Origin of the sequence: Streptomyces sp. GSL17-111 (assembly GCF_037911585.1) — a bacterium.
Taxonomy (GTDB): Bacteria; Actinomycetota; Actinomycetes; order Streptomycetales; family Streptomycetaceae; genus Streptomyces.
In genome coordinates, this window is record NZ_JBAJNS010000001.1 from 4032654 (window position 1) to 4058345 (window position 25692).

At 72.5% G+C, this 25692-nt stretch carries 23 protein-coding genes and 1 pseudogene; 9 read left to right on the plus strand and 15 right to left on the minus strand.

Annotated elements, in window-relative coordinates; genetic code table 11:
• The first annotated feature begins 24 nt into the window (after positions 1 to 24).
• Positions 25 to 624, plus strand: coding sequence for a hypothetical protein (locus V6D49_RS18030; RefSeq protein WP_340561049.1), 600 nt, complete (start codon positions 25 to 27; stop codon positions 622 to 624).
• Positions 625 to 664: 40 nt separating this feature from the next.
• Here V6D49_RS18030 and V6D49_RS18035 read toward each other — a convergent pair whose 3' ends face one another.
• Positions 665 to 1705 (minus strand): glycosyltransferase family 2 protein, encoded by a 1041-nt coding sequence (locus tag V6D49_RS18035; protein WP_445330543.1) that lies wholly within the window; start codon positions 1703 to 1705, stop codon positions 665 to 667.
• Between the two features lie 126 nt (positions 1706 to 1831).
• On the opposite strand from V6D49_RS18035, the gene V6D49_RS18040 reads away from it, so the two are divergent.
• On the plus strand, positions 1832 to 3316 hold the full coding sequence (locus V6D49_RS18040) for an LCP family protein (protein ID WP_340561051.1): 1485 nt from the start codon (positions 1832 to 1834) through the stop codon (positions 3314 to 3316).
• A 29-nt stretch (positions 3317 to 3345) separates the two neighbouring features.
• On the opposite strand, the gene V6D49_RS18045 is transcribed toward V6D49_RS18040, so the two are convergent.
• On the minus strand, positions 3346 to 3900 hold the full coding sequence (locus V6D49_RS18045; protein WP_340561053.1) for an acyl-CoA thioesterase: 555 nt from the start codon (positions 3898 to 3900) through the stop codon (positions 3346 to 3348).
• Between the two features lie 148 nt (positions 3901 to 4048).
• On the opposite strand from V6D49_RS18045, the gene V6D49_RS18050 reads away from it, so the two are divergent.
• Entirely contained in the window at positions 4049 to 5308 is a 1260-nt protein-coding gene (locus V6D49_RS18050; protein WP_340561055.1) for an LCP family protein, read from the plus strand.
• 67 nt (positions 5309 to 5375) lie between these two features.
• Here V6D49_RS18050 and V6D49_RS18055 read toward each other — a convergent pair whose 3' ends face one another.
• Both V6D49_RS18055 and V6D49_RS18060 read right to left on the minus strand, forming a co-directional pair.
• On the minus strand, positions 5376 to 5753 hold the full coding sequence (locus V6D49_RS18055) for a VOC family protein (protein WP_340561057.1): 378 nt from the start codon (positions 5751 to 5753) through the stop codon (positions 5376 to 5378).
• A 60-nt stretch (positions 5754 to 5813) separates the two neighbouring features.
• A complete protein-coding gene (locus V6D49_RS18060; protein WP_340561059.1) occupies positions 5814 to 7154 on the minus strand; it encodes a UDP-glucose dehydrogenase family protein in 1341 nt (446 codons plus the stop codon).
• Between the two features lie 157 nt (positions 7155 to 7311).
• Here V6D49_RS18060 and V6D49_RS18065 point away from each other — a divergent pair, with 157 nt between their 5' ends.
• Positions 7312 to 8493: an acyl-CoA dehydrogenase family protein gene (locus tag V6D49_RS18065; RefSeq protein ID WP_340561061.1), complete on the plus strand. Its 1182-nt coding sequence runs from the start codon at positions 7312 to 7314 to the stop codon at positions 8491 to 8493.
• Positions 8494 to 8591: 98 nt separating this feature from the next.
• Here the strand turns inward: V6D49_RS18065 and V6D49_RS18070 are convergent, their stop codons facing one another.
• The 5 genes from V6D49_RS18070 to V6D49_RS18090 form a co-directional block, all read right to left on the minus strand.
• Positions 8592 to 9770 carry a methyltransferase domain-containing protein gene (locus tag V6D49_RS18070; protein ID WP_340561062.1) on the minus strand — a complete coding sequence of 393 codons (1179 nt, stop codon included), beginning with the start codon at positions 9768 to 9770 and terminating at the stop codon, positions 8592 to 8594.
• Positions 9767 to 10735, minus strand: a complete 969-nt coding sequence (gene tgmB, locus V6D49_RS18075) for an ATP-grasp ribosomal peptide maturase (protein ID WP_340561063.1) — start codon at positions 10733 to 10735, stop codon at positions 9767 to 9769. Before tgmB ends, V6D49_RS18070 begins: the two co-directional genes overlap by 4 nt.
• Positions 10735 to 11073: a hypothetical protein gene (locus V6D49_RS18080; RefSeq protein WP_340561065.1), complete on the minus strand. Its 339-nt coding sequence runs from the start codon at positions 11071 to 11073 to the stop codon at positions 10735 to 10737. The genes tgmB and V6D49_RS18080 overlap by 1 nt, the downstream gene beginning before the upstream one ends.
• A 224-nt stretch (positions 11074 to 11297) precedes the next feature.
• The gene (locus V6D49_RS18085) at positions 11298 to 11648 is read right to left on the minus strand and encodes a hypothetical protein (protein WP_340561067.1); all 351 of its coding nucleotides are present in this window, start codon (positions 11646 to 11648) and stop codon (positions 11298 to 11300) included.
• Positions 11645 to 11917 (minus strand): DUF7848 domain-containing protein, encoded by a 273-nt coding sequence (locus V6D49_RS18090; protein ID WP_340561069.1) that lies wholly within the window; start codon positions 11915 to 11917, stop codon positions 11645 to 11647. Before V6D49_RS18090 ends, V6D49_RS18085 begins: the two co-directional genes overlap by 4 nt.
• A gap of 403 nt (positions 11918 to 12320) precedes the next feature.
• On the opposite strand from V6D49_RS18090, the pseudogene V6D49_RS18095 reads away from it, so the two are divergent.
• A pseudogene (locus V6D49_RS18095) lies at positions 12321 to 13145 on the plus strand (helix-turn-helix domain-containing protein).
• Positions 13142 to 13369, plus strand: a complete 228-nt coding sequence (locus V6D49_RS18100) for a DUF397 domain-containing protein (RefSeq protein WP_340561071.1) — start codon at positions 13142 to 13144, stop codon at positions 13367 to 13369. Before V6D49_RS18095 ends, V6D49_RS18100 begins: the two are co-directional and overlap by 4 nt.
• 1 nt (position 13370) lies before the next feature.
• Here V6D49_RS18100 and V6D49_RS18105 read toward each other — a convergent pair whose 3' ends face one another.
• From V6D49_RS18105 to V6D49_RS18120, 4 genes are all read right to left on the minus strand, one after another.
• Positions 13371 to 15092 (minus strand): LCP family protein, encoded by a 1722-nt coding sequence (locus V6D49_RS18105; protein WP_340561073.1) that lies wholly within the window; start codon positions 15090 to 15092, stop codon positions 13371 to 13373.
• Positions 15093 to 15123: 31 nt separating this feature from the next.
• The gene (locus tag V6D49_RS18110) at positions 15124 to 16887 is read right to left on the minus strand and encodes an LCP family protein (protein WP_340561074.1); all 1764 of its coding nucleotides are present in this window, start codon (positions 16885 to 16887) and stop codon (positions 15124 to 15126) included.
• Between the two features lie 188 nt (positions 16888 to 17075).
• Entirely contained in the window at positions 17076 to 18302 is a 1227-nt protein-coding gene (locus V6D49_RS18115; RefSeq protein ID WP_340561075.1) for an LCP family protein, read from the minus strand.
• Between the two features lie 215 nt (positions 18303 to 18517).
• The gene (locus tag V6D49_RS18120) at positions 18518 to 19288 is read right to left on the minus strand and encodes a TIGR03089 family protein (RefSeq protein ID WP_340561077.1); all 771 of its coding nucleotides are present in this window, start codon (positions 19286 to 19288) and stop codon (positions 18518 to 18520) included.
• A gap of 133 nt (positions 19289 to 19421) precedes the next feature.
• On the opposite strand from V6D49_RS18120, the gene V6D49_RS18125 reads away from it, so the two are divergent.
• The 3 genes from V6D49_RS18125 (at position 19422) to V6D49_RS18135 (ending at position 23288) form a co-directional block, all read left to right on the plus strand.
• Positions 19422 to 21038 carry an N-acetylmuramoyl-L-alanine amidase gene (locus V6D49_RS18125; RefSeq protein WP_445330544.1) on the plus strand — a complete coding sequence of 539 codons (1617 nt, stop codon included), beginning with the start codon at positions 19422 to 19424 and terminating at the stop codon, positions 21036 to 21038.
• Between the two features lie 196 nt (positions 21039 to 21234).
• Positions 21235 to 22320: an NDP-sugar synthase gene (locus V6D49_RS18130; RefSeq protein ID WP_340561079.1), complete on the plus strand. Its 1086-nt coding sequence runs from the start codon at positions 21235 to 21237 to the stop codon at positions 22318 to 22320.
• Between the two features lie 53 nt (positions 22321 to 22373).
• Positions 22374 to 23288 carry a DNA-3-methyladenine glycosylase family protein gene (locus tag V6D49_RS18135; protein WP_340561081.1) on the plus strand — a complete coding sequence of 305 codons (915 nt, stop codon included), beginning with the start codon at positions 22374 to 22376 and terminating at the stop codon, positions 23286 to 23288.
• Between the two features lie 74 nt (positions 23289 to 23362).
• Here V6D49_RS18135 and V6D49_RS18140 read toward each other — a convergent pair whose 3' ends face one another.
• Together V6D49_RS18140 and cofD are read right to left on the minus strand one after the other, a co-directional pair.
• The gene (locus tag V6D49_RS18140) at positions 23363 to 24727 is read right to left on the minus strand and encodes a coenzyme F420-0:L-glutamate ligase (RefSeq protein ID WP_340561082.1); all 1365 of its coding nucleotides are present in this window, start codon (positions 24725 to 24727) and stop codon (positions 23363 to 23365) included.
• Entirely contained in the window at positions 24724 to 25680 is a 957-nt protein-coding gene (cofD, locus tag V6D49_RS18145; protein WP_340561084.1) for a 2-phospho-L-lactate transferase, read from the minus strand. Before cofD ends, V6D49_RS18140 begins: the two co-directional genes overlap by 4 nt.
• Between the last annotated feature and the right edge of the window lie 12 nt (positions 25681 to 25692).

Sequence of the window (25692 nt, forward strand, 5' to 3'; positions counted from 1 at the left end):
CCGGCCCTGTTGCATGATGAGCGCATGACCCTTCTCAGGCGCCTGCCGCTGCTCGTCGCACCCCTCGTGCTCGTGGCCTGCGGCTCCGAGACCGGAGACGTGCCGGACCAGGCCGAACTGGACCGGCGGATCGAGACCATGGGCTCCGCGCCCGAACTCGTCTACCTCACCGAGGCCGAGGGGTACACCCTCGCCCGGCAGTCCGTCGGGGTGTACGGCGACGACGGCTTCAGCGCCTCCTACGTCTCGCAGGAGTCCGGCGCCGTGTTCCAGCTGACCGTCGACCACGGCGACCTCGACTGCGCGGAGCCCGCCGTGGCGGAGGGCTCCTCGGACGCCGAGGTGACGTGCGAGGAGGACGGCGGCCTGCTCTACCGCTCCACCCCGGACGGCCACGAGTACGCCCGCGCCGAGGACGGGCACGTCGTCCGCGTCGGCTCCGCGCGGGACGAAGCCACCCGCGAGACCCTGCGGCAGGCCGCCGACGAGGCGCACCGCGCGGAGGGCGCGGAGCTGGACGAGATCCTGCCACCCCTGTCCGACGCCCCCGCCCCCGTCGAACGCGGTGACCTCCCCGAGCACGGCGACGGAGCACCGCAGGACCCGCCGGGCGTCAGCGGCTGACGTCGGCGCTGCTCGGGGGCGCTGCTTGGGGGCGTCCGCGTCAGGAGCCCGCGACGGTCACCGGCTCGCGGCGGGAGGCGATCACCTTCCGGGCCAGCGACCGGGGGCTCGTCAGATAGCCCCAGCCCCAGGACATGTGCATCGTCGCGAGCGCCACCGGGATCCGGACGCGGGCCTTCCACGGCAGGCCCCGGCCCGCCGGGAGCGAGCCCGCCGTGATCGCCGCCAGGTAGCCGCCGGGTACCAGCAGCGCCCACGGGGTGACGGCCGCGCCGAGCACCGTGCCGGCGACGACGGCGAGCAGGGCCGTCGGCGGCGCCAGGTAGCGCGGATTGATCGAGCCGGGGTGGTACCGGGCGACGACGTGCCGCCAGCGCCCGTAGTTGCGGTACTGCTTCGCCAGCGCCCGCACCGACGGCCGCGGCCGGTAGGACACCAGCAGGTCGGGGGAGAACCAGATCCGCCCGCCCGCCGCCCGGATGCGGTAGTTCAGCTCCCAGTCCTGCGCCCGGACGAACTCCTCGTTGTACCCGCCCTGCTGCTCCAGCACCTCGCGGCGGAAGACACCCAGGTAGACGGTCTCGGCCTCACCGGCCCGGCCGCCGGTGTGGAAGGCGGCGTTCCCCACGCCGATCCGGGACGTCATCGCGGCGGCGACGGCCTGCTCCCACGCCGTCTCGCCCTCGGCGTGCATGATGCCGCCGACGTTCGCCGCGCCCTGCTCCTCCAGCAGCCGGACCGCCGTCGCGATGTAGCCGGGGGAGAGCATGCCGTGCCCGTCCACCCGGACGACGACGGGGTGGCGGGAGGCCTTGATCGCGGCGTTCAGGCCGGCCGGGGTCCGGCCCGTCGGGTTCGGCACGGTCCGCACCCGGGCGTCCTCGGCCACCAGCGCGGCGGCGATCTCGTCGGTGCGGTCCGTGGAGGGCCCGAGCGCGATCACCACCTCCAGGTCACCGGGGTGGTCCTGCGCGAGGATGGCCCGCACCGACTCCCTCAGGTGCCGCTCCTCGTTGAGCACGGGCATGATCACGGAGACGGCCGGGGCGGGCGCCGCCCCGCCGGGTGCAGCGGAATTCACCCGGTCACGTTACCGCGAACGGGGGAACACCTCCGCACGGCCGCCGCGCCTGACGTCCGCGACACCCCCGGCGCGCTAGCGTCTCCGGGGCGTGTCACAGCCCCACCCCTGCGCGAAGGTGCTTCCGTGCCCGCTACGCCGCGTCCCATCCGGCGCCGACCCGCCCGCCGCCCACCCCGGTGGGGGCTGCGGATCAGCGCCTGCACGGCCGGCGTCGTCCTCGCCGTCAGCGGCTTCGGCCACGTCGTCGTGACGGGCGTGGCCGACGGCATCGGCCGGGTGGACCCCTTCAGCGACCTCGACCAGCGGCCCGACGGAGGCCGGGGGCTGAACTTCCTCGTCGTCGGGGTCGACGACCGGGACAGCGTCTCCGAGAAGCAGCGCCGGGAGTACCACCTCGGGGGCGAGGCCTGCCGCTGCACCGACACGATGATGCTCGTGCACCTCTCCGAGGACCGGGAGCGGGCCTCCGTGGTGAGCCTGCCCCGGGACACCTACACCACCCTCCCCCCGCACACCGACCCCGCGTCCGGCGCGCCGCACGGCACCCAGCGGGTCAAGCTCAACGCCGCCTACACCCACGGCGGGCCGCAGCTGACGGTACGGACCGTGGAACGCCTGACCGGCGTCCACGTCCACCACTACCTGGAGGTGGACTTCACCAGCTTCATGAAGACGGTGGACGCGCTCGACGGCGTCCCGGTCTGCACCGCCCGGCCGCTCAAGGACAGCCACTCCGGGCTGGACCTGCCCGCCGGGACGAGCGTCCTGAACGGCGGCGAGGCCCTCCAGTACGTCCGCGCGCGGTACGTCGACGGCGCCGCCGACCTCGGCCGCATGGAGCGCCAGCAGCGGTTCGTCGCCTCCGTCATCGACCGGGCCACCCGCAGCGGCGTGCTGATGAACCCGGGCCGCTTCCGCGCGGTGACCGGTGCCGCACTCGGCTCGGTACGCGCGGACCGGGACTTCGGCACCGAGGAGATGCTGGCCCTCGGGAAGGCGATGCGCGGCTTCAGCGCGGCCTCCTCCGAGTTCACGACGGTGCCGATCAAGAACGCCCGCCACCGGGTGCCGGGGCTGGGAGAAACGGTCCTGTGGGACGCCGCCCCCGCGCGGAGACTCTTCACCGCCCTGCGCGAGGACCGTCCGCTGGCGAAGCGGGGGCCCGAGGGGAAGCCCGAGGGGAAGCCCGAGGCGGAACCCGCGCAGCGGGCCGTCCCCGTGGAGGTGCCGCCCCGCAACATCCGCGTCCAGGTCGACAACGGCACGCGGGAGGCGGGCCTCGGCCACCGGGTGGACGGGGAACTGGCCGACACCGGGTTCGCCACGACCGGCGTCCCCGGCAACGCCGAGCAGCGGGACGCGGAGCGGACCGAGATCGCCTACGACCCCCGCTGGGACCGCTCCGCGCGGGCCCTGGCCGCCGCTCTCCCCGGCGCCGAGCTGCGCGCCGTCGAGGGCCAGGGGCCCCTGATGCGCGTCACCCTCGGCGAGGAGTTCGACGGCGTCACCCCGGTGCGTGCCGCCACGCCGCAGGGGGACGAGGGCACCGGTCGGCGCACCGGCCACAGCGCCGTCACCGGCGACGAGGTCGTCTGCCCCGACGGCTGATGCCCGACGGCTGACCCCCGCCGCCCGCGTCACTCGTCGCGCAGGCCCTCCGACTCCCGCTGCCGACGCAGCTCGCGGATGGCGCGGCGGCGCGCGAGACGGTGGGTGCGGCGGATGTGCGCCTCCTGGTAGCGCCGCCGGTCCCGCTCGGTCTCCGGCATGACCGGCGGAACGGGCCGGGGCTTGCCCTCCGGGTCGACCGCCGCGAAGACGAGGTAGGCCGTACCGACCTGCGTCGCGGGGGAGGACTCGTTCCAGCGCTCGGCGAGCACCCGCACGCCGACCTCCATCGAGGTCCGGCCGGTCCAGTTGACCTGCGCCTTCACGTGCACCAGATCACCGACGCGGACCGGCTCCAGGAAGACCATCTCGTCCATCGACGCCGTCACCGCCGGGCCCTCCGAGTGACGTCCCGCCACCGCCCCGGCCGCGTCGTCCACCAGCTTCATGATCACGCCACCGTGCACGGTGCCGAGGAGGTTGGTGTCGTTGTGCGTCATGATGTGGCTCAGCGTGGTGCGTGAGGCCGAGGTCGGCTTCGCCGCGAGCCCGCTCTCCGCGGCGGCCCTCTCTGGATCGGTCATACCGCCACCCTACGGTCCGTCCCCCGGGCGGGCCTCGGACCGCCGCGGGACGGCAGCCACCCGCGAATGCATCGATACCGCTACAGGCGTGCCCCCGTTCCGTACCCAGGTGTGTCACCCGGGCGGCCGACAGGGCACACTCACTCGCATGAGCGACTGGCCCCAGGGATGGACCGGAGACCGCGACCGCTACGGCCGCGGCGCGAGCAGTGCAGAACCCGAGAGCGCCCGCGTCATGCGGACCGTGCGGGGCGCCCCCGTCCCGTCCCAGGCGGCGGGCGGACACGACACCGCCCCCGCCTACGGTGCGCCGTCCACCCACGACGCCGGATACGGCCGGGAACCGGGCCACGACCCCGCCCACGGCGCCGGCTCCGGCGGCTACGGCGCGGGCCCGGCCGGAGCGCCGCGCCCCCGGCCGAACTGGGGCCGCCGCATCAAGGTGGGCCTGGTCACCCTCGTCGTCGCCCTGCTGGTGATCAGCGTGGGCACGTACTTCTGGGCCGACTCCAAGATGCGGCGCGAGGTCGACCTCTCCGCCGTCGAGGACCGGCCGGAGCCCGGCGAGGGCACGAACTACCTGATCGTCGGCTCCGACAGCCGCGAGGGGCTGAGCGAGACGGACAAGGACCGCCTGCGCACCGGCTCCGCCGAGGGCAAGCGCACCGACTCGATGATGATCCTGCACGTCGGTGACAACGGGAACAGCCTCATCAGCCTCCCGCGCGACTCCTGGGTCACGATCCCCGAGTTCACCGGCTCGGAGTCCGGCAACCGCATACCCGCGCAGGCGCAGAAGCTCAACGCCTCGTTCTCCATCCAGGGCCCGGAGCTGCTGGTCAGGACCGTGGAGTACAACACCGGGCTGCGCATCGACCACTACGCGGAGATCGGCTTCGGCGGCTTCGCGAACCTCGTCGACGCGCTCGGCGGCGTGGAGATGTGCTTCGACGAGCCCGTCAAGGACAAGAACTCCGGGGCCGACTTCGCCAAGGGCTGCCACGAGCTCGACGGCGCCGAGTCGCTCGCCTTCGTCCGCAACCGCTACAACGTCGCGGGCGGCGACCTCGGCCGTACCCAGAACCAGCAGAAGTTCCTGGCCGCCCTCGCCAAGGAGAGCGCCACCCCGGCCACCGTCCTCAACCCGTTCCAGCTCTACCCGACCATCGGCGCGGGTATGGACTCCCTGATCGTCGACAAGGACATGAGCCTCTTCGACCTGGCCTCGATGTTCTGGGCCATGAAGGGGCTGAGCGGCGGCGAGGGCACCCAGATGAACATGCCGATCGAGGGGCCCTTCACCGCCCCGAACGGCGCCTCCGCGCTCAAGTGGGACATGGAGCGCGTGGAGCAGCTCATGCAGCAGCTGCGGGACGACGAGAAGGTCACGGTCAAGGGTGACCAGTGACACCGGACGCCGGGACCGCCGGGCCGCCTGAGCGGACCGGCGGTCCCGCGCGGTCCCGGCGGGCGTGTCAGCAGGCGCAGAAGCAGAAGGGGTGTCCGACCGGGTCGGCGTAGACCCGCCAGTTCCGCTGCCCGCCGCCGTCCCCCTCCAGCAGCGTCGCCCCCAGCTCCAGCACCGCCCGTTCGGCCTCGTCCAGCCGCTCGCGGGGCACGTTGAGATCCAGGTGCATCTGCTGGGGGTGCTCGGTGGACGGCCACTGCGGCGGCCGGTACCCCTCCGACCGCTGGAAGGCCAGCTGCCTGTGCCCGTCGGCGTCGACGAGCTCGACCCACTCGTCGTCGCTGTCCTCGGCGATCTCCCAGCCCAGCACCGCGCCGTAGAAGGCGGCGAGGGCGCGCGGGTCGGGACAGTCCAGCGCGGTCACTCCGAACGCGGCGATGGGCATCGAGGGGTGCTCCCGTCGTGAGGGTCCGTGCGGGACCGGTCGTCGTCAGGCGGTGGTTCCTCAGGCGGTGGGACGTCCCAGCGCCCGGAACGTCCAGCCTGCCTTGCGCCACACCGCCGGGTCCAGCGCGTTTCTGCCGTCCAGGATGTGCCGCTCGGCGACCTCCTCGGCCAGCCGCTCCGGGTCCAGCTCGCGGAACTCCCGCCACTCCGTCAGGTGCAGCACGACGTCCGCCCCGCGCACGGCCTCCAGCGCGCTGGGCGCGTACTGGAGGGTGGGGAAGATGGCCCGGGCGTTGTCCATGCCCTTCGGGTCGTAGACGGTGACCTGCGCGCCCTGGAGGTGCAGCTGCCCGGCCACGTTGAGCGCGGGGGAGTCCCGGACGTCGTCGGAGTCCGGCTTGAACGTCGCGCCCAGCACCGCGACGCGCTTGCCGAGCAGCGTCCCGCCGACGGCGTTCCGCGTCAGCTCGACCATGTGGCCGCGCCGGCGCATGTTGATGGAGTCGACCTCGCGCAGGAACGTCAGCGCCTGCGAGGCGCCCAGCTCGCCGGCGCGGGCCATGAAGGCGCGGATGTCCTTGGGCAGACAGCCGCCGCCGAAGCCGATCCCCGCCCGCAGGAACTTCGAGCCGATGCGCTCGTCGTGCCCGATGGCCTCCGCCAGCTTCACCACGTCGCCGTCGGCCGCCTCGCACACCTCGGCCATGGCGTTGATGAAGGAGATCTTGGTCGCCAGGAAGGAGTTCGCCGCCGTCTTCACCAGCTCGGCCGTCGCGAAGTCGGTCACGACGAAGGGCGAGCCCTCACCGATGGGCTGCGCGTAGACCGTCCGCAGCAGGTGCTCGGACCGCTCCGAGCGCAGCCCCGCGACGATCCGGTCGGGGTGCAGCGTGTCCTGGACGGCGAAGCCCTCCCGCAGGAACTCCGGGTTCCAGGCCAGCTCGGCCTCCGCCCCCACGGGCGCCAGCTCGGCGAGGCGCGCGGCCAGCCGGTCCGCGCTGCCCACCGGCACCGTCGACTTGCCGACGACGAGCGCGGGCCGCGTCAGCAGCGGCGCCAGCGTCTCGATCACCCCGTCGACGTAGCTCATGTCACAGGCGTACTCGCCGTGCCGCTGCGGCGTGTTCACGCAGACGAAGTGGATGTCGCCGAACTCCGCCACCTCCTCGTAGGAGGTGGTGAAGCGCAGCCGTCCGGAGGACCCCTCGACGCCCTGCACGTGGCGCGCCAGCAGCTCGTCCAGCCCCGGCTCGTAGATCGAGGCCCGGCCCCGGGACAGCATCTCGATCTTCTCGGGCACCACGTCGAGGCCCAGCACCTCGAACCCGAGGTGGGCCATGGCGGCGGCGTGCGTGGCACCGAGGTATCCGGTGCCGATCACGGTGATCCTGGGGGCCATGCGGGTACTCCTGAGGGTGTGGACGGAACCCGCCCGAGCATAGCCGGGCCGAGCGCGTCACTGTCGGCAAGCTCACCTGTACCTCCGGGCCCCGAGCCCCTTAGAATTGGGTTACTTAACGGTAGTTAGCAACGCATCTCCAGGGGAGTGAGCCACCGTGGCGGGAGCCGCTGATTTCGACCTGTACCGGCCGTCCGAAGAGCACGACATGCTCCGCGACTCGGTGCGCTCGCTCGCCGAGGCGAAGATCGCCCCCTTCGCCACGGCGGTGGACGAGGAGGCCCGCTTCCCGCAGGAAGCGCTCGACGCCCTCGTCGCGAACGACCTGCACGCCGTGCACGTCCCCGAGTCCTACGGCGGCGCCGGCGCCGACGCGCTGGCGACCTGCATCGTCATCGAGGAAGTGGCCCGCGTGTGCTGCTCCTCCTCGCTGATCCCGGCCGTCAACAAGCTGGGCTCCCTGCCGGTGATCCTCTCCGGCTCCGAGGACCTGAAGAAGAAGTACCTCGGCCCGCTCGCCAAGGGCGACGCGATGTTCTCCTACTGCCTCAGCGAGCCCGACGCGGGCTCCGACGCCGGCGGCATGAAGACCCGCGCCGTGCGGGACGGCGACCACTACGTCCTCAACGGCGTCAAGCGCTGGATCACCAACGCCGGCGTCTCCGACTACTACACGGTGATGGCCGTCACCGACCCGGAGAAGAAGACGCGCGGCGGGATCTCCGCCTTCGTCGTGGAGAAGGGCGACGAGGGCGTGTCCTTCGGCGCCCCCGAGAAGAAGCTCGGCATCAAGGGCTCCCCGACGCGCGAGGTCTACCTCGACAACGTCCGCATCCCCGCCGACCGCATGATCGGCGCCGAGGGCACCGGCTTCGCCACCGCGATGGCGACGCTCGACCACACCCGCATCACCATCGCCGCGCAGGCCCTCGGCGTCGCCCAGGGCGCCCTGGACTACGCCAAGGGCTACGTGCAGGAGCGCAAGCAGTTCGGCAAGCCGATAGGCGACTTCCAGGGCGTGCAGTTCATGCTGGCCGACATGGCGATGAAGCTGGAGGCCGCGCGTCAGCTCACCTACGCCGCCGCCGCCCGCTCCGAGCGTGTCGCGCTCGGAGCCGACGGCAAGGGCGAGGACCTCACCTTCTACGGCGCCGCGGCCAAGTGCTACGCCTCGGACGCCGCCATGGAGATCACCACCGACGCCGTCCAGCTCCTCGGCGGCTACGGCTACACCCGTGACTACCCGCTGGAGCGCATGATGCGCGACGCGAAGATCACCCAGATTTATGAGGGTACGAATCAGGTGCAGCGGATCGTCATGGCCCGCAACCTGCCGTAAGGCGGTTCTCACAGGCCAGCACCGGTTCGGGGCGTCCGGCCCGTGACGCGCCCAGACGAACTGCCCCCGGCGCCGCGCCGGGGGCCGTTCGTCTGGGGCTACAGCGCCCAGCGGTGCACCGCGGAGCCGGGATCGGTGTACGCGACGGTCTGACCGTCCGGACCGGCGGTGATGGTGAACCATTCACGCCGGGGCCGGTTGAGGGCCAGCCACGTCTCGTGGGCTCTCTCGACGGGCGCCCAGAGATCTCGGGGGCCTGACACCTGGACCTGTGCGCCGGGTCCGTCCGGTGTGTCGGCCACGCGGGCAAAGGAGCCGTCCCGACCGTCGAACAACGTCGTGACGTGCGTGCCGTCCTTCTCTCGGCAGAACTCCCGGACCGTGCACGGGTCCATGTGGAGCTGGGCGAAGAAGGAGAACGTCCAGTCGTCCAGCACGCCGGCGGAAAGCGTCGATCCCCGTTTCTCCCGGCTTGCTGGTTCCGGAGCCCCCGATGGTGACTGTTCCCCAGAGAGGAGCGGCATGAAGGCCGCAGGTGTGTGCAGGATGTGACCGGCGGCGGTGCCGTCGGGCAACTTCTTGAGCCGGGCCAGCATGCCCCCCGCCAGGGTTCCCTTGAGCGGCACGACCATGAGTCCGCCCGTGGCGCACTGGTCGAACCAGGCAGGTGGAACGCGGCGCACGGAACAGGTGGCGATGATTCTGTCGAAGGGGGCACGTGCGGGAAGCCCCTTCTGCCCGTCCCCGAAGGCAATGTGCGGGCGCAGCCCCAGGGCGTTGAGCCGGCTCCGCGCCGTGCTCGTCAGACCAGCGGAGCGGTCCACCGTGGTGACGTTCTCCGCCCCTGCCAGGTAGCAGAGCAACGCCGCGTTGTATCCGGTACCGGTTCCCACTTCCAGGACACGCGTGCCCTCTCGCACGTCGAGGGCGTCAAGCATGTCGGCCATGAGGCTGGGTGCCGTCGAAGACGACGTGGGGGCACCCGTGACAGCGCCTGGCCCGGCGTCTTCGGCATGCAGGCCGTCTACTTCGGTGATGAGCGAGTCATCCGCGTACACCTGGGACAGCCATGCGGAGGCATCGCCGTTCGTGCTGCGCCACGGAACGAACGTGTCAGCCTCCCTGCGGTAGAAGACGGGCACGAAGGGATGGCGGGGCGTGTTCAGGAAGGCTTCCGCCAGGCTGGAGGGGAGAACGACACCCCCTTGATCCATCCTCCGGACCAGACGTACGCGGGCTTCGATGTGCTGAGGGTTCTCCTCAACGGGTTGAGTCACCACCCTTTTCCTTCCAGGTAGTCAGCGATGGCGGCCGTAATGGGCAATCCGGTTGCTTGTTCCACGAACCCGAACTGGCCGCTGGGGTTCACTTCCAGAAAATGCCAGTCGCCATCGGGTGTGACGACGAAGTCGAAGGCCCCGTAAGGTAACTCCAGTCGTTGCAGCATCTGCAGAACACCAGCCGTTACCGACGCCGGGGGATCGCATACCGCATAGCTGTGACTCTCGTAGTCTCTTCTCCAGTCAATGTGACCCGCATCGGAGTCAGCGTGAATCTCAGCTGCGAAGATTCTGCCCGCAACTGCTGTCAGCCTCACTTCGTACGCCTTGGGAACCCATTCTTGAAAGAGATGGGCCGTTGTGGAGATATCACTACGACAGAGGTCTTCGGGATTGACGATGCTGGTGTAGACGGCCGCGGAGTGATCGTTGACGACGCCCCGGACGTGTGAGAAGGGCTTGTAGATCACAGCGCCCACCACTGCTTCCGAGAAGCGCTCTGCCGCGCTGGGCTGGTTGGTGATGAGCGTTCGCGGCACGCTCAGTCCCGATTCGGCGGCGATGCGAAGCTGAAGAGGTTTGTACTCGGCGTCTGCGGCCTTGCCGGGCGGGGGGAGCCATCGGCACGGGAGGGCAGCGAGTAGGCCTCCAAAGCCCAGGCGCGCCTCCCGCTCGGCCACCTTGCGGGCTGCTGACGACATGCCCTCTGGGAAGCGCGGGCGGGTGGGCCTGCGGTAGTAGACGGAGCGAACCGCCGCCAAGTCCAGCGTCCGGCGGCTTGTACTGAGCGTGCCGTGCCAGCCGTCCCCGCTGAGGCCGGCGGACAGCGCCAGCCTCAGCGGAAACTCTGCCATGTCGACCCGGAACAGGGGCACGGCACGCCGGTTCAGCTCCTCGATCACCAGGTCCGCCGTCGGATCAAAACGGCCTGCCAGTACGAGGACTGTTCCGGCATCGGTCATCAGTCGTCACTCGGTCCCGGGTCGTCGGGTGCGTCCATCTGTCCTGACGGCTGGGTCGGCCCGTAGGTCTTCGGTGGGTTCTTCGTCATGAAGACACCCGGCGGAAGTCCCTCGTACGTGCCGGTCTGCGTCTCCTCGTCGTACTCGATGTCGCACGGTAGGACGCCGCCCGACTCCGTGACCGCCGTGAGGAACCGGAAGGCCAGCGGGGCAGGGCCCGTGTGGTCGGTCAGATCGGGAAGCGCCGCTGCGGTTCCCCGGTCGAGCGCGAACCGGCTTTCCGGGCGATCCAAAGCCAGACTTGGTCCGGCCTGGTCTTCGAGCGTTGCTGTGTGCATTTCTTGCCCTTCTTTTCGGTGCTGGGAGTGCTTTTCTTCCCGCTCTTGCGGAGCGGGAAGCTTGACCCGTCCCTACCGGGGGCGTGGCGTGGGAGGTGCGTGGTTCATTCCCAGTGGGGGCGGGAGTCTGTCAGGGGTGCAAGTGCTGGGGGTCCTCCTTTGTTCGGTCGGTCAGGAGGTCGAGTGTGATCGGTCGACAGGACAGCGAGTAGAAGACATCCGCGTCACACCACCCCCATACGCGGACCGGGGCCCCCGGCGTTGACGCTGATGTGCCGACCGTTCGCCAGGGCTGCCAACTGCACCTCCTGGAAGCGGAGATCGGCCAGCCACTCCCGGAAGATCCGCCCCGGGTTCGGTCGGTGGGGCCCGACGGGCCGGAGACTGCCCGGCGGGAACGGGCCACGGTCGGGAAGCGGATCCAGGGCGTCGGACAGGCGGCGGGCCTGGTTCCGGAGCCACCGCAGCGCCAGACGTGGCGTGCCGGCCCGGTAGCCGCCGAGTATCCATTCCCCCTCGGCCCCCGGGCTTCGGGCCACCGTCTCGCACCAGTAGCCGTCGTGGACCGTCGTCACAGCCAACCCCCGGGAACCAGCCGGTAGGGGTGGGTCTCCACCAGGCGGTAGGTGAAGTGCTCCCGGTTCGTCTTCCGGTGCTCCCGCACCCACCCCGCCGCCGACCGCCGTGCGGCCTCCCGCGAAGCGGGCGCGCACGGCCGGGGCAGTTCCACGGCCGGGCCGGACTTCCCGCACACGGCGCACTGCATCACCACCGTGGACGGCTCCGCGTCGGGCTCCACGTCCGCCTCCACGGTGAACCGGCGCACCCCGTACACCTCTCGCATCGCTGCCCCTTCAACAGGTTGAAGTGATCCGTGATCCGCGCGTTCAGGGCTTCTCGCCGCTCGTTCAGTTCCACCAGGGTGGGGACTGCGTCGTCGGCGGCCGTCTCGGTGTCGTCGTGCTCCATGCCGGAGACGTGAGGTCGTTCCGTCACCGTCCCGCCCCAAGGGCGGCACGTGCGTCTTCCAGGGCGCCGCAGAATGCCTCGTTGCCCTCGAACTTGTCGGTTGCCGTCTGCCGACCCCTTGCTGCCGTCGTCATGCTCGCCACTCCGTGCGCCGTCTCGTTCGTCCCTGTTGATGGGGCGGATACTTACGTTGTGTACTCCCACCATCACTTTCGGGACGTACGCTCAACAGGGGCGAAAGCATTCCAACAAAGCTGGAATACGCGGGAGTTGAACACATGAACGAAGCCGAGGAGGCGCAGGAGCCCCCGAGTGGTGCCGCGTACTTCGGGCAGGAGGTGAGGGCGCTACGGGAATCCTTGGGGCTGTCTCAGGAGAGGTTCGCCGAGCGGCTGCACTACCAACAGGCGCAGGTCAGCAAGGTGGAGAACGGGACCGTGCTCGCCTCTGAAGCCTTCGCGGAAGCCATGGACCGCGTGGCCGGTACTCCGGGCGTGTACGTCCGTCTGCGGAACAAGCTCAGCAAGCAGGGTCACCCCGAATGGTTCATCCCGTACGTCGAGCTGGAGAAGAGCGCTGCCAAGGTCGAGGACTACAGCAACGCCTTCATCATGGGCATGTTGCAGACCCCGTAATACGCGGAAGGCACTTTCCGGGCCACCCACCCCCGTGAGTCCGACGACCAGATCAAGATGCGGGTTGAGGCCCGTCTGCGACGGCGAGAAGTGATGGACCGGAAGGCGCCGCCGCTCCTGGGGGTCATCCTCCACGAAGCGACGCTTCGCACTGCGGTCGGCGGCCCGGCCACGATGCGCGGACAGCTTGAGCACCTGGCCGCTCAGGGGGCAACTCCGCACATCACGCTGCAAGTTCTGCCCTCCCGGGCAGGTGCCCCGGCGTCCTCTCTTCCGTTTATCCTGCTGACGGGGGAGGACGGGTCAACCGTCCTTTACTCGGAGGCCAGGGAGAAGGGGCATGTGTCCGACTCCGTGACAGCCGTGGCCAGTGCGCGGACGACCTACGAGCGCCTGCGTGCGGCGGCCCTGTCCCCGGAGGAGTCACAAGCCCTTATCCGACAGATCGCGGAGGGATACGCTCCATGAGCAGCACCCCGGACCCCGGTAGCACCACCCTGTGGGTCAAGAGCACGTACAGCGGCGGCGAAGGCGGGAACTGCGTCGAGTGGGCGCCTGCGCACGCTGCGGCGCATGGCGTCGTGCCCGTCCGCGACAGCAAGGACCCCCGGCGGGCCGCTCTTCGGGTCTCGCCCGCAGGCTGGGCCGGGTTCGTCAACGCGGTCAGGGACGGCGACCTGGGCGCTGTCTGACCTACCAGGTGGCGAGGGGGTTGACGTGCATGCAGGCGGTCGAGTCGTCGCCGCCCAGCCCGTCCAGGCCCTCCGGGGGTGTGTCGTCCTCGGGCTGTGCCGACGGGTCCGGGTCGTCGGGCGAGGCCTGGTAGGACGGGCCGGTGCGCCAGTCGGCGCCGACGGTGAGCGTCAGGCCCGGGTCGCCCGGGGACTGCCGCACCGCGCTCTCCGGCAGGCCGAGGGCCCGCGCGACGGCCAGGGCCCCGGCGCGTTCCCCGGCCTGGGAGTGGGTCAGCACGGTGTCCCACTGCGAGCGCGGTGTGCCGTCGGCGACTGCCTGGGTGAAGCCCGCCGTCTGGAGTTCCGCCGCGACGTCACCGGCCCGACCGCGCACCGGCGCCCGGCCTGCGGTGCCGGTGCCGTTGAGGACGCGGACGGTGACGGAGGCCGGGTCCACGGGAGGCGTGCCGTCCGGCCCGGAGGGCGTAGCGGCGGGCTCCTCGCCGGTGTCGGCGTCTGAGTCGGCGTCGTCGCGCCCGCCCGTGTCGCCGGTGCGGTCGTCCGCCGGGGCGTCCTCGCCGTCCAGCGCGACGTCGCGGCGGATGAGTGAGAACACCCGCGCCGCGTCCCCCTCCTTCGGCAGCACGTAGCTGCCGCCGGGGGAGTACACCCAGGGCATCGTGGCGAGCGTGATGCGCCGGGCTGGGACCTTCTTCAACTCGTCGGCCAGGCCGTACAGCTTGTCGACGGTCTCCAGGCCGTGGTCGACGGTGAGCGCGTCGGTGGCCTCCTCGGCCAGCCTCCGCAGCTTTCCGACGTCGGTGAGCTTCGTGCCGCCCTTCAGCTGCCGGACCATCGACGACATGTACAGGTGCTGCGCCTTCGCGCGGCCGATGTCGCTGCCGTCCTCGAAGCCGTGCCGGGTGCGCAGCCACTGGAGGGCCTGCTCGCCGCGTACGGTCGTCTCGCCCTTCTCAAGGCGCAGCCCGGAGCGCCGGTCGTGGACGTTCGCGTCGACGCACACCGGGACCCCGCCCACGGCGTCCGCGATGGACACCACGCCGGCGAAGTCCACCATCATGAAGTGGTCGACGGGGATGCCGGTCAGGTTCTCCCAGGTGGCGACGGTGCAGCCGGGGCCGCCGTTCTGGAGACTGGCGTTGATCTTGTCGACGCGCGCCTGGTACACGGCGCCGTCCGCCGGGTCCGTGCACCGGGGGATCTCCACCCGGGTGTCGCGCGGTATGGACAGCACCGACATGTTGCTGCGGTCGGCGGACAGGTGCACCAGCATCTGCACGTCGGCCAGCGGCGGTCGGCCACGGTCGGCGTGGGACCCGCCGAGCCGGACGTTCTCGTCGGAGTTCCGGCTGTCGGAGCCGAGCAGCAGGATGTTCAGCGGCGTCTGACCGGCGGCGTTCGGTTTGCTGCTGTCGAGCTTGTTCTCGCCCAGGTGCAGCGCCTCCTTGCGGAGGTTGTCGTTCAGCCCGTCGTACCAGAGGTAGCCCACCCCGGCCGTGGCGAGGACGAGCACCGACAGCACGACCGCCGACCAGCGCAGGGCCAGTCCGACGGCGCCCCCGGGCCCGGCTCCGCCCGCCGGGCCGCCGGAACCGTCCCCGCCGGAGCCGTCCCCGCCGGGGCGGACCGGGCCACGCGGCCGGGGTAGCGGAGCGACCCCCGCGCCGTCAGCTGTGGACGGCCGCGCGCGGGGCGTGGCGTCCTTCTCGATCGGTGGCACCGGATCTCCCCCTCGTCGGTCCGGCCACGGCTCACTTCGCGCAGACGTCCTCGTCCGCGCCGTTGATCTTCTGCACGCCCTCCGGCGCCTTGTCGGGCGCCTCCAGCGGCGTCCCGGCGGCGACGTAGTCCTCCCCGAGGACCAGCCGCATCGGGACGCCCTCCCCGGCCGGCTCGGACTGCTTCTTCAGGGCGGACTTCGGCAGGCCCATCATCTCGGCCAGCGTGGCGGCCTGCCCGGCCTGGTCGGAGCCGAAGGTCAGCGTCGTCTTCGGCTGCTCGGCGTCCGCGTTGCCCGCGTTCGTGGACAGCGGGACGGCCTGCTGGTTCTGCAGCCACGTCACGGTCTGCTGCGCGGCGCCGATCGGTCCGCCGCCGTTGAGCACGTCCACCCGGACCTGCGCGGCGGGCACCTTCTCGACGGGCTCGGCCTTGGGCTTGTCGTCGTCCTTCTTCGCCGTCCCGGTCAGCGACTTGTCTTCCTTGATCATCCGGAAGAGCGGACGGGCCTTGGCCTCGTCGAGCACGACGGTCGCCTTGACCTCCTCCGCCGGGTTGTCCAGCACCGGCACAGTGGTGAAGGTGATGTTCTCGGGGTTGACCCGGGCCAGGTCGCGGGCCAGGTCGGCGAGCTTCTTCACCGAGCCGATGCCCTCGTCGACGGTGAGCGCGTTGGTGGCGGCGTCGGCGAGGTCGAGGACCTTGCCCGGGTCGGTCAGGGTGTCGCGCGACTTCATCTGCCGGAACATCGAGCCGAGGAACTGCTGCTGGAGCTCGATGCGGCTGAGGTCGCTGCCGAAGCCGACACTGTTGCGGGTGCGGACGAAGGCGAGGGCCTGCTCGCCCTCCACCCGGTGGGTGCCCGCGCTCAGCTTCAGGTGCGACTTGGGGTCGTCGATGTCCTTGGCGACGCAGACCTCGACGCCGCCGACCGCGGTGGACAGCTCCTTGACGGCGTTGAAGTCGGCCATCATGAAGTGGTTGATCTTCACGCCGGTCAGCTGCTCGACGGTCCGCCAGGTGCAGCCCGGGTCGCGGCCGTGCTGGCCCAGGCTCTCGTTGAAGCGGACGTTCGTCTCGCCCGGGATCGTCTTCTCGGTGCCGTCGGGCTGCTTGGTCGGGCAGTCGGGGATGTCGGTGATCATGTCACGGGGGATGCTCAGGGCCGTCGCGTTCGAGCGGTCCTCCGACACGTGCAGCAGGAGCGTGGTGTCCGCGTGGCCGACACTGTCCGCGTCGCCGTAGGAGCCGTTGCCCTCACCGGTGCGGGAGTCGGTCCCCAGGACCAGGATGTTCACCGGACCGTCGGTGGTGGCCGGGTTGTCGATGCCGACGTCCACCTTGTCGATGTTGTTGTTCCAGTCCTGGTAGATCAGGTAGGCCGTGGTGCAGCCGGAGAGCACCAGCAGCGCCGCGACACCGCCGCCCCAGCGCACGACCCGCTTCTTGGCCGACTGCTTGGGCCGGGGCTTGCGGCGGCTGCGCGGTCCGTTGTCGCCCGGGCTGCCCGGGACGCGGCGCGAGCGCTGGCCCGGTACGCGCCGGTCGTCCTCGCCGGGGCGTGCGGGCCCGTCCGGCTTCGCCGCCGGGCTGCGCGTGGAGCCGTCGGAGGCCGGGCCGGACGCTCCCGCGGGCCCGTCGGCGGAGCGGGGGGACGGCGGCGTCGGCGCCCCGCCCGCGTGGGGAGCGGCGTCGCCCGACGTCAGGCGCAGCTCGTAGCTGTTCGTCCGGGGGTTGAACACCCACTGGTCCGCGGGGTCGATGTCCTCCGCGTGCCCACGGCCTTGCGCGTCCACGTCGCGTGAGTCCTCCGTTGCCCGGGTCGCGCTTCTCCCCTCGGAGCGCTCCGGTGTCGGGCGGTCAGTTGAGCGCTCACACTATCCGCCCTGTTCAGCGCCCAGCCATGCCGGTGGCGAATTGCGTGGGGGGTGAATCCGGCACCCCGGGTCAAAGACGGTCAAGAGGAGGGTGGGGTTCCGTGGCGTCAGCCACAGCTGTCCTCCTCGGCCGTGGAGCCCTCGTACGTCGGCGACGGGGAGGGCTCGCCGCGCCCGTCCTCGCCCGGCCCGTCCTCGACCGCCTCGTCCGGTCGGGCCTCCGCCGGCTTCGGGTCGTTCGAGACGTCGACCGGGCGGTCCTCGCGCAGCATGGCGAAGAGGCGGCCGGCGTCGGGCTGGACGAGCTCGTCGCGGTTGGGGTTCTGGCTGTAGGGCTGACGCGGGACGGTGAGGAAGGCGACGCCCTCCTCCGGCAGGTCCCGCACGCTGCGGACGAGGTCGTACAGTTCGGTGAGCGAGTTCAGCCCCTCGTCCGCGGTGATCGAGGAGGTGGCGGAGTCCAGGACGGGCAGCAGCTTCGCCGGGTTCATCAGGACGCCGTTGCTGCGCACCTCCTGGAACAGCGAGGCCAGGAACTCCTGCTGCCGGGTCATGCGCTGCGTGTCACTGCCGTTGCCCAGCGCGTACCGAGCCCGCACGTAGCCGAGGGCGTCCTCCCCCTTGAGGGTCTGCCGCCCGGCCGGGAGATCCAGCTTGGCGTCCCGGTCGACGACGGGCTCGGCCAGGCAGACCTCCACGCCGCCGACGGCGTTCACGATCTCCTTGAAGCCCTGGAAGTCGACGACCATGTGGTGGTCGACGCGGATGTCCGTCAGCTCCTCGACGGTACGGATCGTGCAGGAGGCGCCGCCGAACTGGTAGGCCCAGTTGAACTGGGCGAACTGCTCCTCCTCCCTCTCGCCGTCCCGGCCGACGCAGCCGGGGATCGTCACCATGAGGTCGCGGGGCAGGGAGACGGCCGTCGCGCTCTCCCGGTCGGCGGCCAGGTGGAGCAGGATCGCCGTGTCCGAGCGGGCCGTGCCGCTGTCCTCCCCGTACTTCCCGTTGCCGCCGCCCCGGCTGTCGGAGCCGATGATGAGGATGTTCTTCGCCTCGTGCGACTCCGGCTCCGGCCGCTCCTCCTCGTAGCGCTCCAGGATCTCGGCCGTGCCGGTGTCCGTGGTGATGTTGTTGTCGAACCGCAGGTAGAGCGAGGCGCCGACGCCGGTGGCGGCCAGGACGAGGATCGCGGCGCCGACGGCCGCCCAGCGCAGCCAGCGGCGGTGGGACGGGGCGTCGGGCGACTTGGACGTCCCCTCCGCCCGCTCCCCGTCGCGGTCCGTTCCCCCCTTGGGGTCCGGCCCCGGGGTGCCTTCGGCATCGGCGTTGGTCACGGCGTCCATCCCTCGCTTGTGGCGGCTTGCCCGTCCCGTACGTATGTACGGAACCGGCTGCCCAAGCAGACATCCGGCAACCCCGCGAGGTTGTACGCGCGGCCCCGGCCGTACGCGACGGTGCGTGGCGTCTGCCGCCTGGTCCGGGCGGTCGCGGACAGTTCCTCCACCCATCGTGAAGCCCGGGCCGGGGCTTCGCGACCCGGGGTCGGCGGCTATGCCTCCGTGTGGGTGACCCGTTCGCTGACCTCGCGGGCGGCCAGGTCCGACGCGTCCAGCCGGTCGAGGTGCCGGCACAGGACGACGGAGGCGCCGGCGGCCAGCGGGGCCAGCAGGCCGTGCGAGAGGCCGCGCCAGTCGTCGTAGCCCAGCCCCGACAGCAGGCGTGCCCCGGGCGCGAGTCCGAGGGCGCCGGCGTCCCTGCGGGCTCGCTCTACGACCTGCGCGCCCGTCAGCTCCTCCCCGCCCTTCCCGTCCTCCCCGCCGAGCGCGAGGGCGACGTCGTCGGGGCCGGGGGGCACGTAGGGGGAGAAGTGGTCGCCCTGGCCGGGCACCTCGACGGCGTAGTCGGCGAAGCCCTCGGGCGGCTGCGGGAAGCGGGCGCCGAGCGGGCGCAGGGCCATCGCGATCCGGGGGCCGGTGCAGGCGCGCGCCGGCTCCAGGGCGTCCGGCCCCGCGACGACGACGTCGGCCGCCGCCGGGTCGCCCTGCGGGGCGGCGACGACGCCGACCGAGGAGCAGGCCAGCACCCACACGGCCGTCTGCCAGTGCGCGGGCAGCAGAAGGGCGACCCGGTCGCCGGGCTCGACGGACAGTTCGTCCTGGAGGAGATTGGCCGTTTTGGCCACCCAATTGGCGAAGGTGGCCACGGAGAGTTCGACGCGCTCACCCGTCGCGTCGTCGTAGAAGGTCACCAGGGGGCGGGCCGCGTCCCCGGCGAGCGCGGATCTCAGCAGGTCGGCGGGGGTTCGGTCGGTGGCGTTCATGCGCGCCAGGGTACGGCCCGCCCGTCCTGGCGTGTCGTCAGCGGGTCAGCCGTGCGAGGGATGTTGACGGCATATCAGGCCAAACGGTCGTCAAATGTCGAATAGACAGACGTAACGGGTTATGAACAGCATCATGACCATGCGTGCACATGTGACGTCCTCGATCGGAGTGGTCTGCTCGGCCGCACTCCTCGTCCCCCTCGCTCCGTCCCACGTCGTGGCCGCGACCGTACCGCCGTCCGCACCAGCCGATGCCGCTGTGTCCGCCCCCCTGGCGGACCGACCGGCGCCGCACGAGAGCGCCGCCCGACCGGCCGGGAACCGCTCGCTGCCGCTGGACCACCTTCCCGCGACCTCCTCCGACCGGGCGGCCGGCGCCCTCGCCGAGCTCACCTCCCGCGAGGTCGAGCCCTTCTCCCTGCTCGGCGTCGCCTGGGAGGACGCCGAGCAGGAACTGCACGGCCGGGTCCAGGTGCGGACCCGCGACGCCCGGACCGGCGCGTGGTCCGACTGGCAGGAGCTGTCCGCCCACACGGACGAGGCCCCCGACCCGGCGACCGCCGAGGCGCGCGCCGAGACGGTGCGCGGTAGCACCGCGCCGCTGTGGGTCGGCGCCTCGGACGGCGTCGCGGTCCGGGTCCTGCCGGAGCCCGGCGCGCAGACGCCCGTGCTGCCGGCGGGCCTGCGGCTGGAGATGGTCGACCCCGGCTCCGCGCCGCACGACGCCGGCGGTCGGCCCGGCGGCTACCTGCCCCCGGAGCCGGACGCCCCGGACGCCCCGGACGCCCCGGCCGACGCGCCGGCCGCCGTGCCCGGCGCCGCCGCCGGGCCGGACACCGGCAGTGGGCCGGGCCCCGCGGCCGTGCGGTCCCTCGGCGGATCCGCCGCGCACGGGGCCCCCGCCGCGTACCGCGCGGACACGGGCGCTCCGGGTGCGACGGGCGCCCGGACGTCCGCCCTCACCGCCCCGCCGGAACTGTCCGCCGCCGCCGCGGCGGCCAGCGCCGTCAACTCCCAGCTGGCCGACCTCGGTGCCGAACTGATCCCCTCGCGCACCCGGGAGCAGGCCGTCGCCGACGTCGTCGCCGCCCACGACGGCGTCTTCCCGGTGACCGCCGAAGGCATCACCGAGGGGCAGAAGGACCCCTACGTCGGGCCGCGCCCCGGCATCGTCACCCGGCACGGGTGGGGTGCCGACGAGAGCCTGCGCGAGGGCGGCTTCCTCTACACGGACACCGTGAAGGCCGCCTTCGTCCACCACACCGGTGGCAGCAACGGCTACGCCTGCTCGGAGGCGGAGTCGGTGATCCGGGGCATCTACCGGTACCACACGGTCAGCCTGGGCTGGCGCGACGTCGGCTACAACTTCTTCGTCGACAAGTGCGGGCAGATCTACGAGGGTCGCGCGGGCGGCGTCACCAAGCCCGTGATGGGCGCGCACACCTACGGCTTCAACAGCAACACCATGGGCATCGCCGTCCTCGGCTCGTACGGGGGGACGAATCCGTCGAAGGCGGCCACGGACGGCGTCGCCAAGCTGACGGCCTGGAAGCTCGGTCTGTACGGCGTCGACCCCAACAGCAGCACCACGCTCGTCTCCGGGGGCGGCAAGTACCGCAAGGGCGCACGCGTCACGATGCGGACGATCGCGGGCCACCGGGACGGCTTCGCAACGGAGTGCCCCGGTGCCCGCCTGTACGCCGAGCTCGGCTCGATCCGCGCTCTCGCCGCCAAGCTCCAGGGGCGTTAGAGCACCGCGTGAGGGGGCCTGCCGGCATCGGCCGGGAGGCCCCCTCCGTCGTGCCGGGCGCCGTTCCGGGCAGCCCTCTCCGGCACCCCGTCCGGGCAACCGCAACGGGGCCCGAGGTTGTCACTACCTAGACTGGCCGACCGTCGAACCGGGCAGTAACCTTCGGCAAACACCTCGGCAGGAAGCAGGACAAAACGTGACAGAAGCGATCCTCCTCGTCGGAGGCAAGGGCACCCGGTTGCGTCCGCTCACGGTCAACACGCCGAAGCCGATGGTGCCGGCGGCCGGTGTGCCGTTCCTCACCCACCAGCTGGCCCGGGCCAGGGCGGCGGGCATCGAGCACATCGTGCTGGCCACCTCCTACCTGGCGGAGGTATTCGAGCCGCACTTCGGGGACGGTTCCGCGCTCGGCCTGCACCTGGAGTACGTCACCGAGGAGGAACCGCTCGGCACCGGCGGCGCGATACGCAACGTCGCCTCCCGGCTGGGCTCCGCCCCCGGCGACCCGGTCCTCGTCTTCAACGGGGACATCCTCACCGGCCTCGACATCGCCGGTCTCGTCCGGACCCACCGCACCTGCGGCGCCGACGTCACCCTGCACCTGACCCGCGTCCCGGACCCGCGCGCGTTCGGCCTGGTGCCCACCGACGGCACCGGCCGCGTCACCGCCTTCCTGGAGAAGCCGCAGACGCCCGAGGAGATCGTCACCGACCAGATCAACGCCGGGGCCTACGTGTTCACCCGCTCGGTCATCGACACCATCCCCGGCGACCGGCCCGTCTCCGTCGAACGCGAGACGTTCCCCGGGCTGCTCGCCGAGGGCGCCCACCTCCAGGGCCTGGTCGACTCGACGTACTGGCTCGACCTCGGCACCCCGCAGGCGTTCGTGCGCGGGTCGGCGGACCTGGTCCTGGGCCGCGCTCCCTCACCCGCCGTGCCGGGGCGGCGCGGCGAGTGGCTCGTCATGGACGGCGCCCACGTCGCGCCCGACGCCAAGCTGGCCGGCGGGACGGCGGTCGGTCCGGGGGCCGAGGTGCACACCGGCGCCCTGGTGGAGGGCAGCACCGTCCTGCGGGACGCGGTCGTCGAGCCCGGCGCCGTCGTGCGGAACTCCCTGGTCGGCGCCGGTGCCCGGATCGGCGCCCGCACCGTGCTGGACGGCGCGGTGATCGGCGACGGCGCGGTCATCGGCGCCGACAACGAGCTGCGCGACGGCATCCGCGTCTGGTGCGGCGCCCACGTCGCCGACCGCTCGGTGCGCTTCTCCGCCGACTGTTCCTGACCGCTCCTGACTGCCCCGCGCCGGTCGCCCGGCCCGCCGACTAGCCTGGTCGCGTGTCCCTCACCCGCCGCTGGCCGCTGCCCGGCCCGTACGACCTGCACCGCAGCCTCGGCGTGCTGCAACGCGGCCCGTACGACCCGACGTGCCGCGCCACCCCCGGCGCGGTGTGGCGGGCCAGCCGCACCCCGCAGGGCCCGGTGACGCTCCACCTCGCGCAGAGCCGTACGCACGTGACCGGCACCGCCTGGGGGCCGGGCGCGGACTGGGCGCTCGACCGGCTGCCCGCGCTGCTGGGCGCCGAGGACAGGCCGGAGGCGTTCGTCGCCCACCACCGCCTCACCCGCGAGGCGCACCGCCGCCTGCCCGGGCTGCGCCTGGTCCGCACCGGTCTGGTGCTGGAGTCGCTGATTCCGGCCGTGCTGGAGCAGAAGGTGACGGCGGACGAGGCGTACCGGGCCTGGCGGCTGCTCGTCCGCCGGTTCGGGGAGCCGGCGCCGGGCCCGGCCGAGGGCCGCCCCGAGGGCCTGCACGTCATGCCGGACGCGCGCGGCTGGGCCCTCGTCCCGTCCTGGGAGTGGCACCGGGCGGGCGTGGACGGCAAGCGCTCGGCCACCGTCGTCCGAGCCGTCCGCGTCGCCCCGCGCCTGGAGGAGGCCGCCGCGATGGCGCTGCCGGACGCGCTGGCCCGGCTCCAGCGGGTGCCGGGCGTCGGCCCGTGGACGGCGGCGGAGACGGTGCAGCGCTCCGGCGGCGAGCCGGACGCCATCACCGTCGGCGACCTGCACCTGCCGCGCCAGGTCGGCTACGCGCTCACCGGGCGCCGGGACGCGGACGACGCCCGGATGCTCGCCCTCCTCGAGCCCTACGCGGGCCAGCGGCACCGGGCGGCGCGGCTGATCCTCGCCGCCGGGCCGCGCATGCCGCGCCGCGCGCCCCGCATGTACGTGCGCGACATCGCCCAGCTCTGACCTGCGGCCCCGGACGGCGCCCGGGCGCGGGGTGTCCGCGCACGACGGCGGGCGTCAGCGCACGACGGCGGGCGTCAGCGCACGACGGTGAAGTCCGCGCCGGACCGGGGCGCGCGCGGCGGGGGCGGCGCGGCGGGCCGTCCGACGGCGACGGCGCCCATCGGCTCCCACTCCGGCGGCAGGTCCAGCACCTCCCGCACGACGTCCCGGCAGAACATCGTGGAGGACACCCAGGCCGAGCCCAGGCCCTCGCCCGCCAGCGCCACCAGCAGGTTCTGCACCCCGGCGCCCGCCGCGACGACGAACATCTCCCGCTCGGCGGTCGCCCGCCGGGCGTCGGGATAGCGGTGCGCGCCGTCGGCCACCAGGCAGGGCACGACGAGGTACGGCGCGTGGCGCAGCACGTCCCCGCGCCGGACGCGGCGCGCCACGGCCTCCTCGCTGCGGCCGTCGGCCCGCAGGTCGGCGATCCAGGCGTCCCGCATCGCGTCCAGCAGCCGCAGCCGGCTCTCCGCGCTCTCCAGCAGCACGAAACGCCAGGGGGTCGTGTGGTGCGGCGCCGGGGCGGTGACGGCGAGGTCCACCGCGCGTCGCACGGCCGCGCCGTCTACGGGGGCGCCGTCGAACGCGCGGACCGTGCGCCGCTGCGCCACGGCCTCCCGCACGGCCTCGGAGGTGCCGAGCCGGAACATGTCGTGCTCCGGCGGACGCACGAGCGCGGCGGCGCCCGCGTCCGCGTCCTCCCCCTCGCCCATGACCGGGCCGCGCACGTGCTGCGGCAGGCCCCGGACGACGGCGACCGGCAGCCCGTCCGCCTTGCCCTTCACCAGCTCGCCCGCGCCCGCGAGTTCGTCGGCGACGGCGGTGACGGTGACGCCGAGGGGGTTGCCGTGGGTGTCGGTGCCGCCGCGCAGGTCGGCCAGGACCCGTACGCCCGCCGCGCCCACGGCCACGTCCGTCTGGCCCTCCCGCCAGGGGCGGCCGAAGGTGTCCGTGACGACGACTCCGACGTCGACGCCGAGCAGGTCCCGCACGCCGTCGCGGATGCGCCGCGCCGAGGCGTCCGGATCCTTCGGCAGCAACAGCACGGTCCCGGGCGGGGTGTTGGATGCGTCCACCCCGGCGGCGGCCATGACGAAGCCGAGCCGGCTCTCCACGATGCGGGCGGGCCCGCGCCGGGCCACCACGCGTACGGTCTCCGCGTCGACGGCCGCCTCCCGGTCGTCGGCCTCGACGATCCGCCCCTCCGCCTTGCTGACGATCTTGGAGGTGACGACGAGGACGTCCCCGTGCGCCAGGCCGGGCAGGCCGTCCCCGGTCGCGGCGTCGGCGATGAGCTTGACCAGGTCGTCCCCGGGCCGCACCTCGGGCATGCCCGGCAGGGCCCAGACGCGGAACTCCGGTACCGGCGGCCCCGACACGGCCCCGGGCCCCGTCACGCCCGGACCTCCTCGGCCAGCTCCAGCGCGGTCCGGGCCATGGCGGCCGTCGCGGCGGTGTCCGACATCAGCAGCGGCACGGCCCGGCAGCGGATGCCCACGCCCTCCACCTCCGGCACGGCCTCGGCGTCCGAGGCGTCCACCAGCCAGCCGTCGAGGAGCCCGGAGCCGTAGTGCGCGGCCACCGCGGCGGCGGTGGACTCCACGCCGATCGCCGCGAGGACCTTGTCGGCCATCCCGCGCACCGGCGCGCCGCCGATGACGGGGGACAGCCCGACGACGGGCACCCCGGCGTCCGCGATGGCCTCCCGCACGCCGGGGACGGCGAGGATCGTGCCGATGCTGACCACCGGGTTCGACGGCGGGAAGAGCACGACGTCGGCCGCGGCCACGGCCTCGAGCACGCCCGGCGCGGGCGTGGCCTGCTCGGCGCCGACGGGCACCACGGCGTGCGCGGTGGGCTCGGCGCGCAGGCCGACCCAGTACTCCTGGAAGTGGACCGCCTTGCGGCCCTCCCCGGTGTCGACGACGACGTGCGTCTCCACCCGGTCGTCCGTCATCGGCAGCAGCCGCACCCCGGGCTCCCACCGCTTGCACAGGGCCTCGGTGACGGCGCTCAGCGGGTAGCCCGCGCCCAGCATCTGGGTGCGCACGATGTGGGTGGCGACGTCACGGTCGCCCAGGCCGAACCACTCCGGCCCGACGCCGTAGGCGGCCAGCTCCTCCTTGACCGCGAACGTCTCACCGGCCCGACCCCAGCCCTGCTCCTCGTGGATGCCGCCGCCCAGGGTGTACATGACGGTGTCCAGGTCCGGGCAGACCTTCAGCCCGAAGAGGTGAATGTCGTCCCCGGTGTTGCCGATGACGGTGATGTCCGCGTCGGGCGCGGCCTGTTTGAGGCCGCGCAGGAACCGGGCGCCACCGATGCCTCCGGCCAGAACCACAATGCGCATGCGGCACAGTGT

Excerpts from the sequence above, each read along its gene's own strand:
- V6D49_RS18060 (WP_340561059.1), bottom strand. The coding sequence starts at position 7,154 with ATGGCCCCCAGGATCACCGTGATCGGCACCGGATACCTCGGTGCCACG.
- V6D49_RS18120 (WP_340561077.1), bottom strand. The coding sequence starts at position 19,288 with ATGAACGCCACCGACCGAACCCCCGCCGACCTGCTGAGATCCGCGCTC.
- tgmB (WP_340561063.1), bottom strand. The coding sequence starts at position 10,735 with ATGACCGATGCCGGAACAGTCCTCGTACTGGCAGGCCGTTTTGATCCG.
- V6D49_RS18080 (WP_340561065.1), bottom strand. The coding sequence starts at position 11,073 with ATGCACACAGCAACGCTCGAAGACCAGGCCGGACCAAGTCTGGCTTTG.
- V6D49_RS18125 (WP_445330544.1), top strand. The coding sequence starts at position 19,422 with ATGACCATGCGTGCACATGTGACGTCCTCGATCGGAGTGGTCTGCTCG.
- V6D49_RS18055 (WP_340561057.1), bottom strand. The coding sequence starts at position 5,753 with ATGCCCATCGCCGCGTTCGGAGTGACCGCGCTGGACTGTCCCGACCCG.
- V6D49_RS18030 (WP_340561049.1), top strand. The coding sequence starts at position 25 with ATGACCCTTCTCAGGCGCCTGCCGCTGCTCGTCGCACCCCTCGTGCTC.
- V6D49_RS18050 (WP_340561055.1), top strand. The coding sequence starts at position 4,049 with ATGAGCGACTGGCCCCAGGGATGGACCGGAGACCGCGACCGCTACGGC.
- cofD (WP_340561084.1), bottom strand. The coding sequence starts at position 25,680 with ATGCGCATTGTGGTTCTGGCCGGAGGCATCGGTGGCGCCCGGTTCCTG.
- V6D49_RS18100 (WP_340561071.1), top strand. The coding sequence starts at position 13,142 with ATGAGCAGCACCCCGGACCCCGGTAGCACCACCCTGTGGGTCAAGAGC.
- V6D49_RS18090 (WP_340561069.1), bottom strand. The coding sequence starts at position 11,917 with ATGCGAGAGGTGTACGGGGTGCGCCGGTTCACCGTGGAGGCGGACGTG.
- V6D49_RS18045 (WP_340561053.1), bottom strand. The coding sequence starts at position 3,900 with ATGACCGATCCAGAGAGGGCCGCCGCGGAGAGCGGGCTCGCGGCGAAG.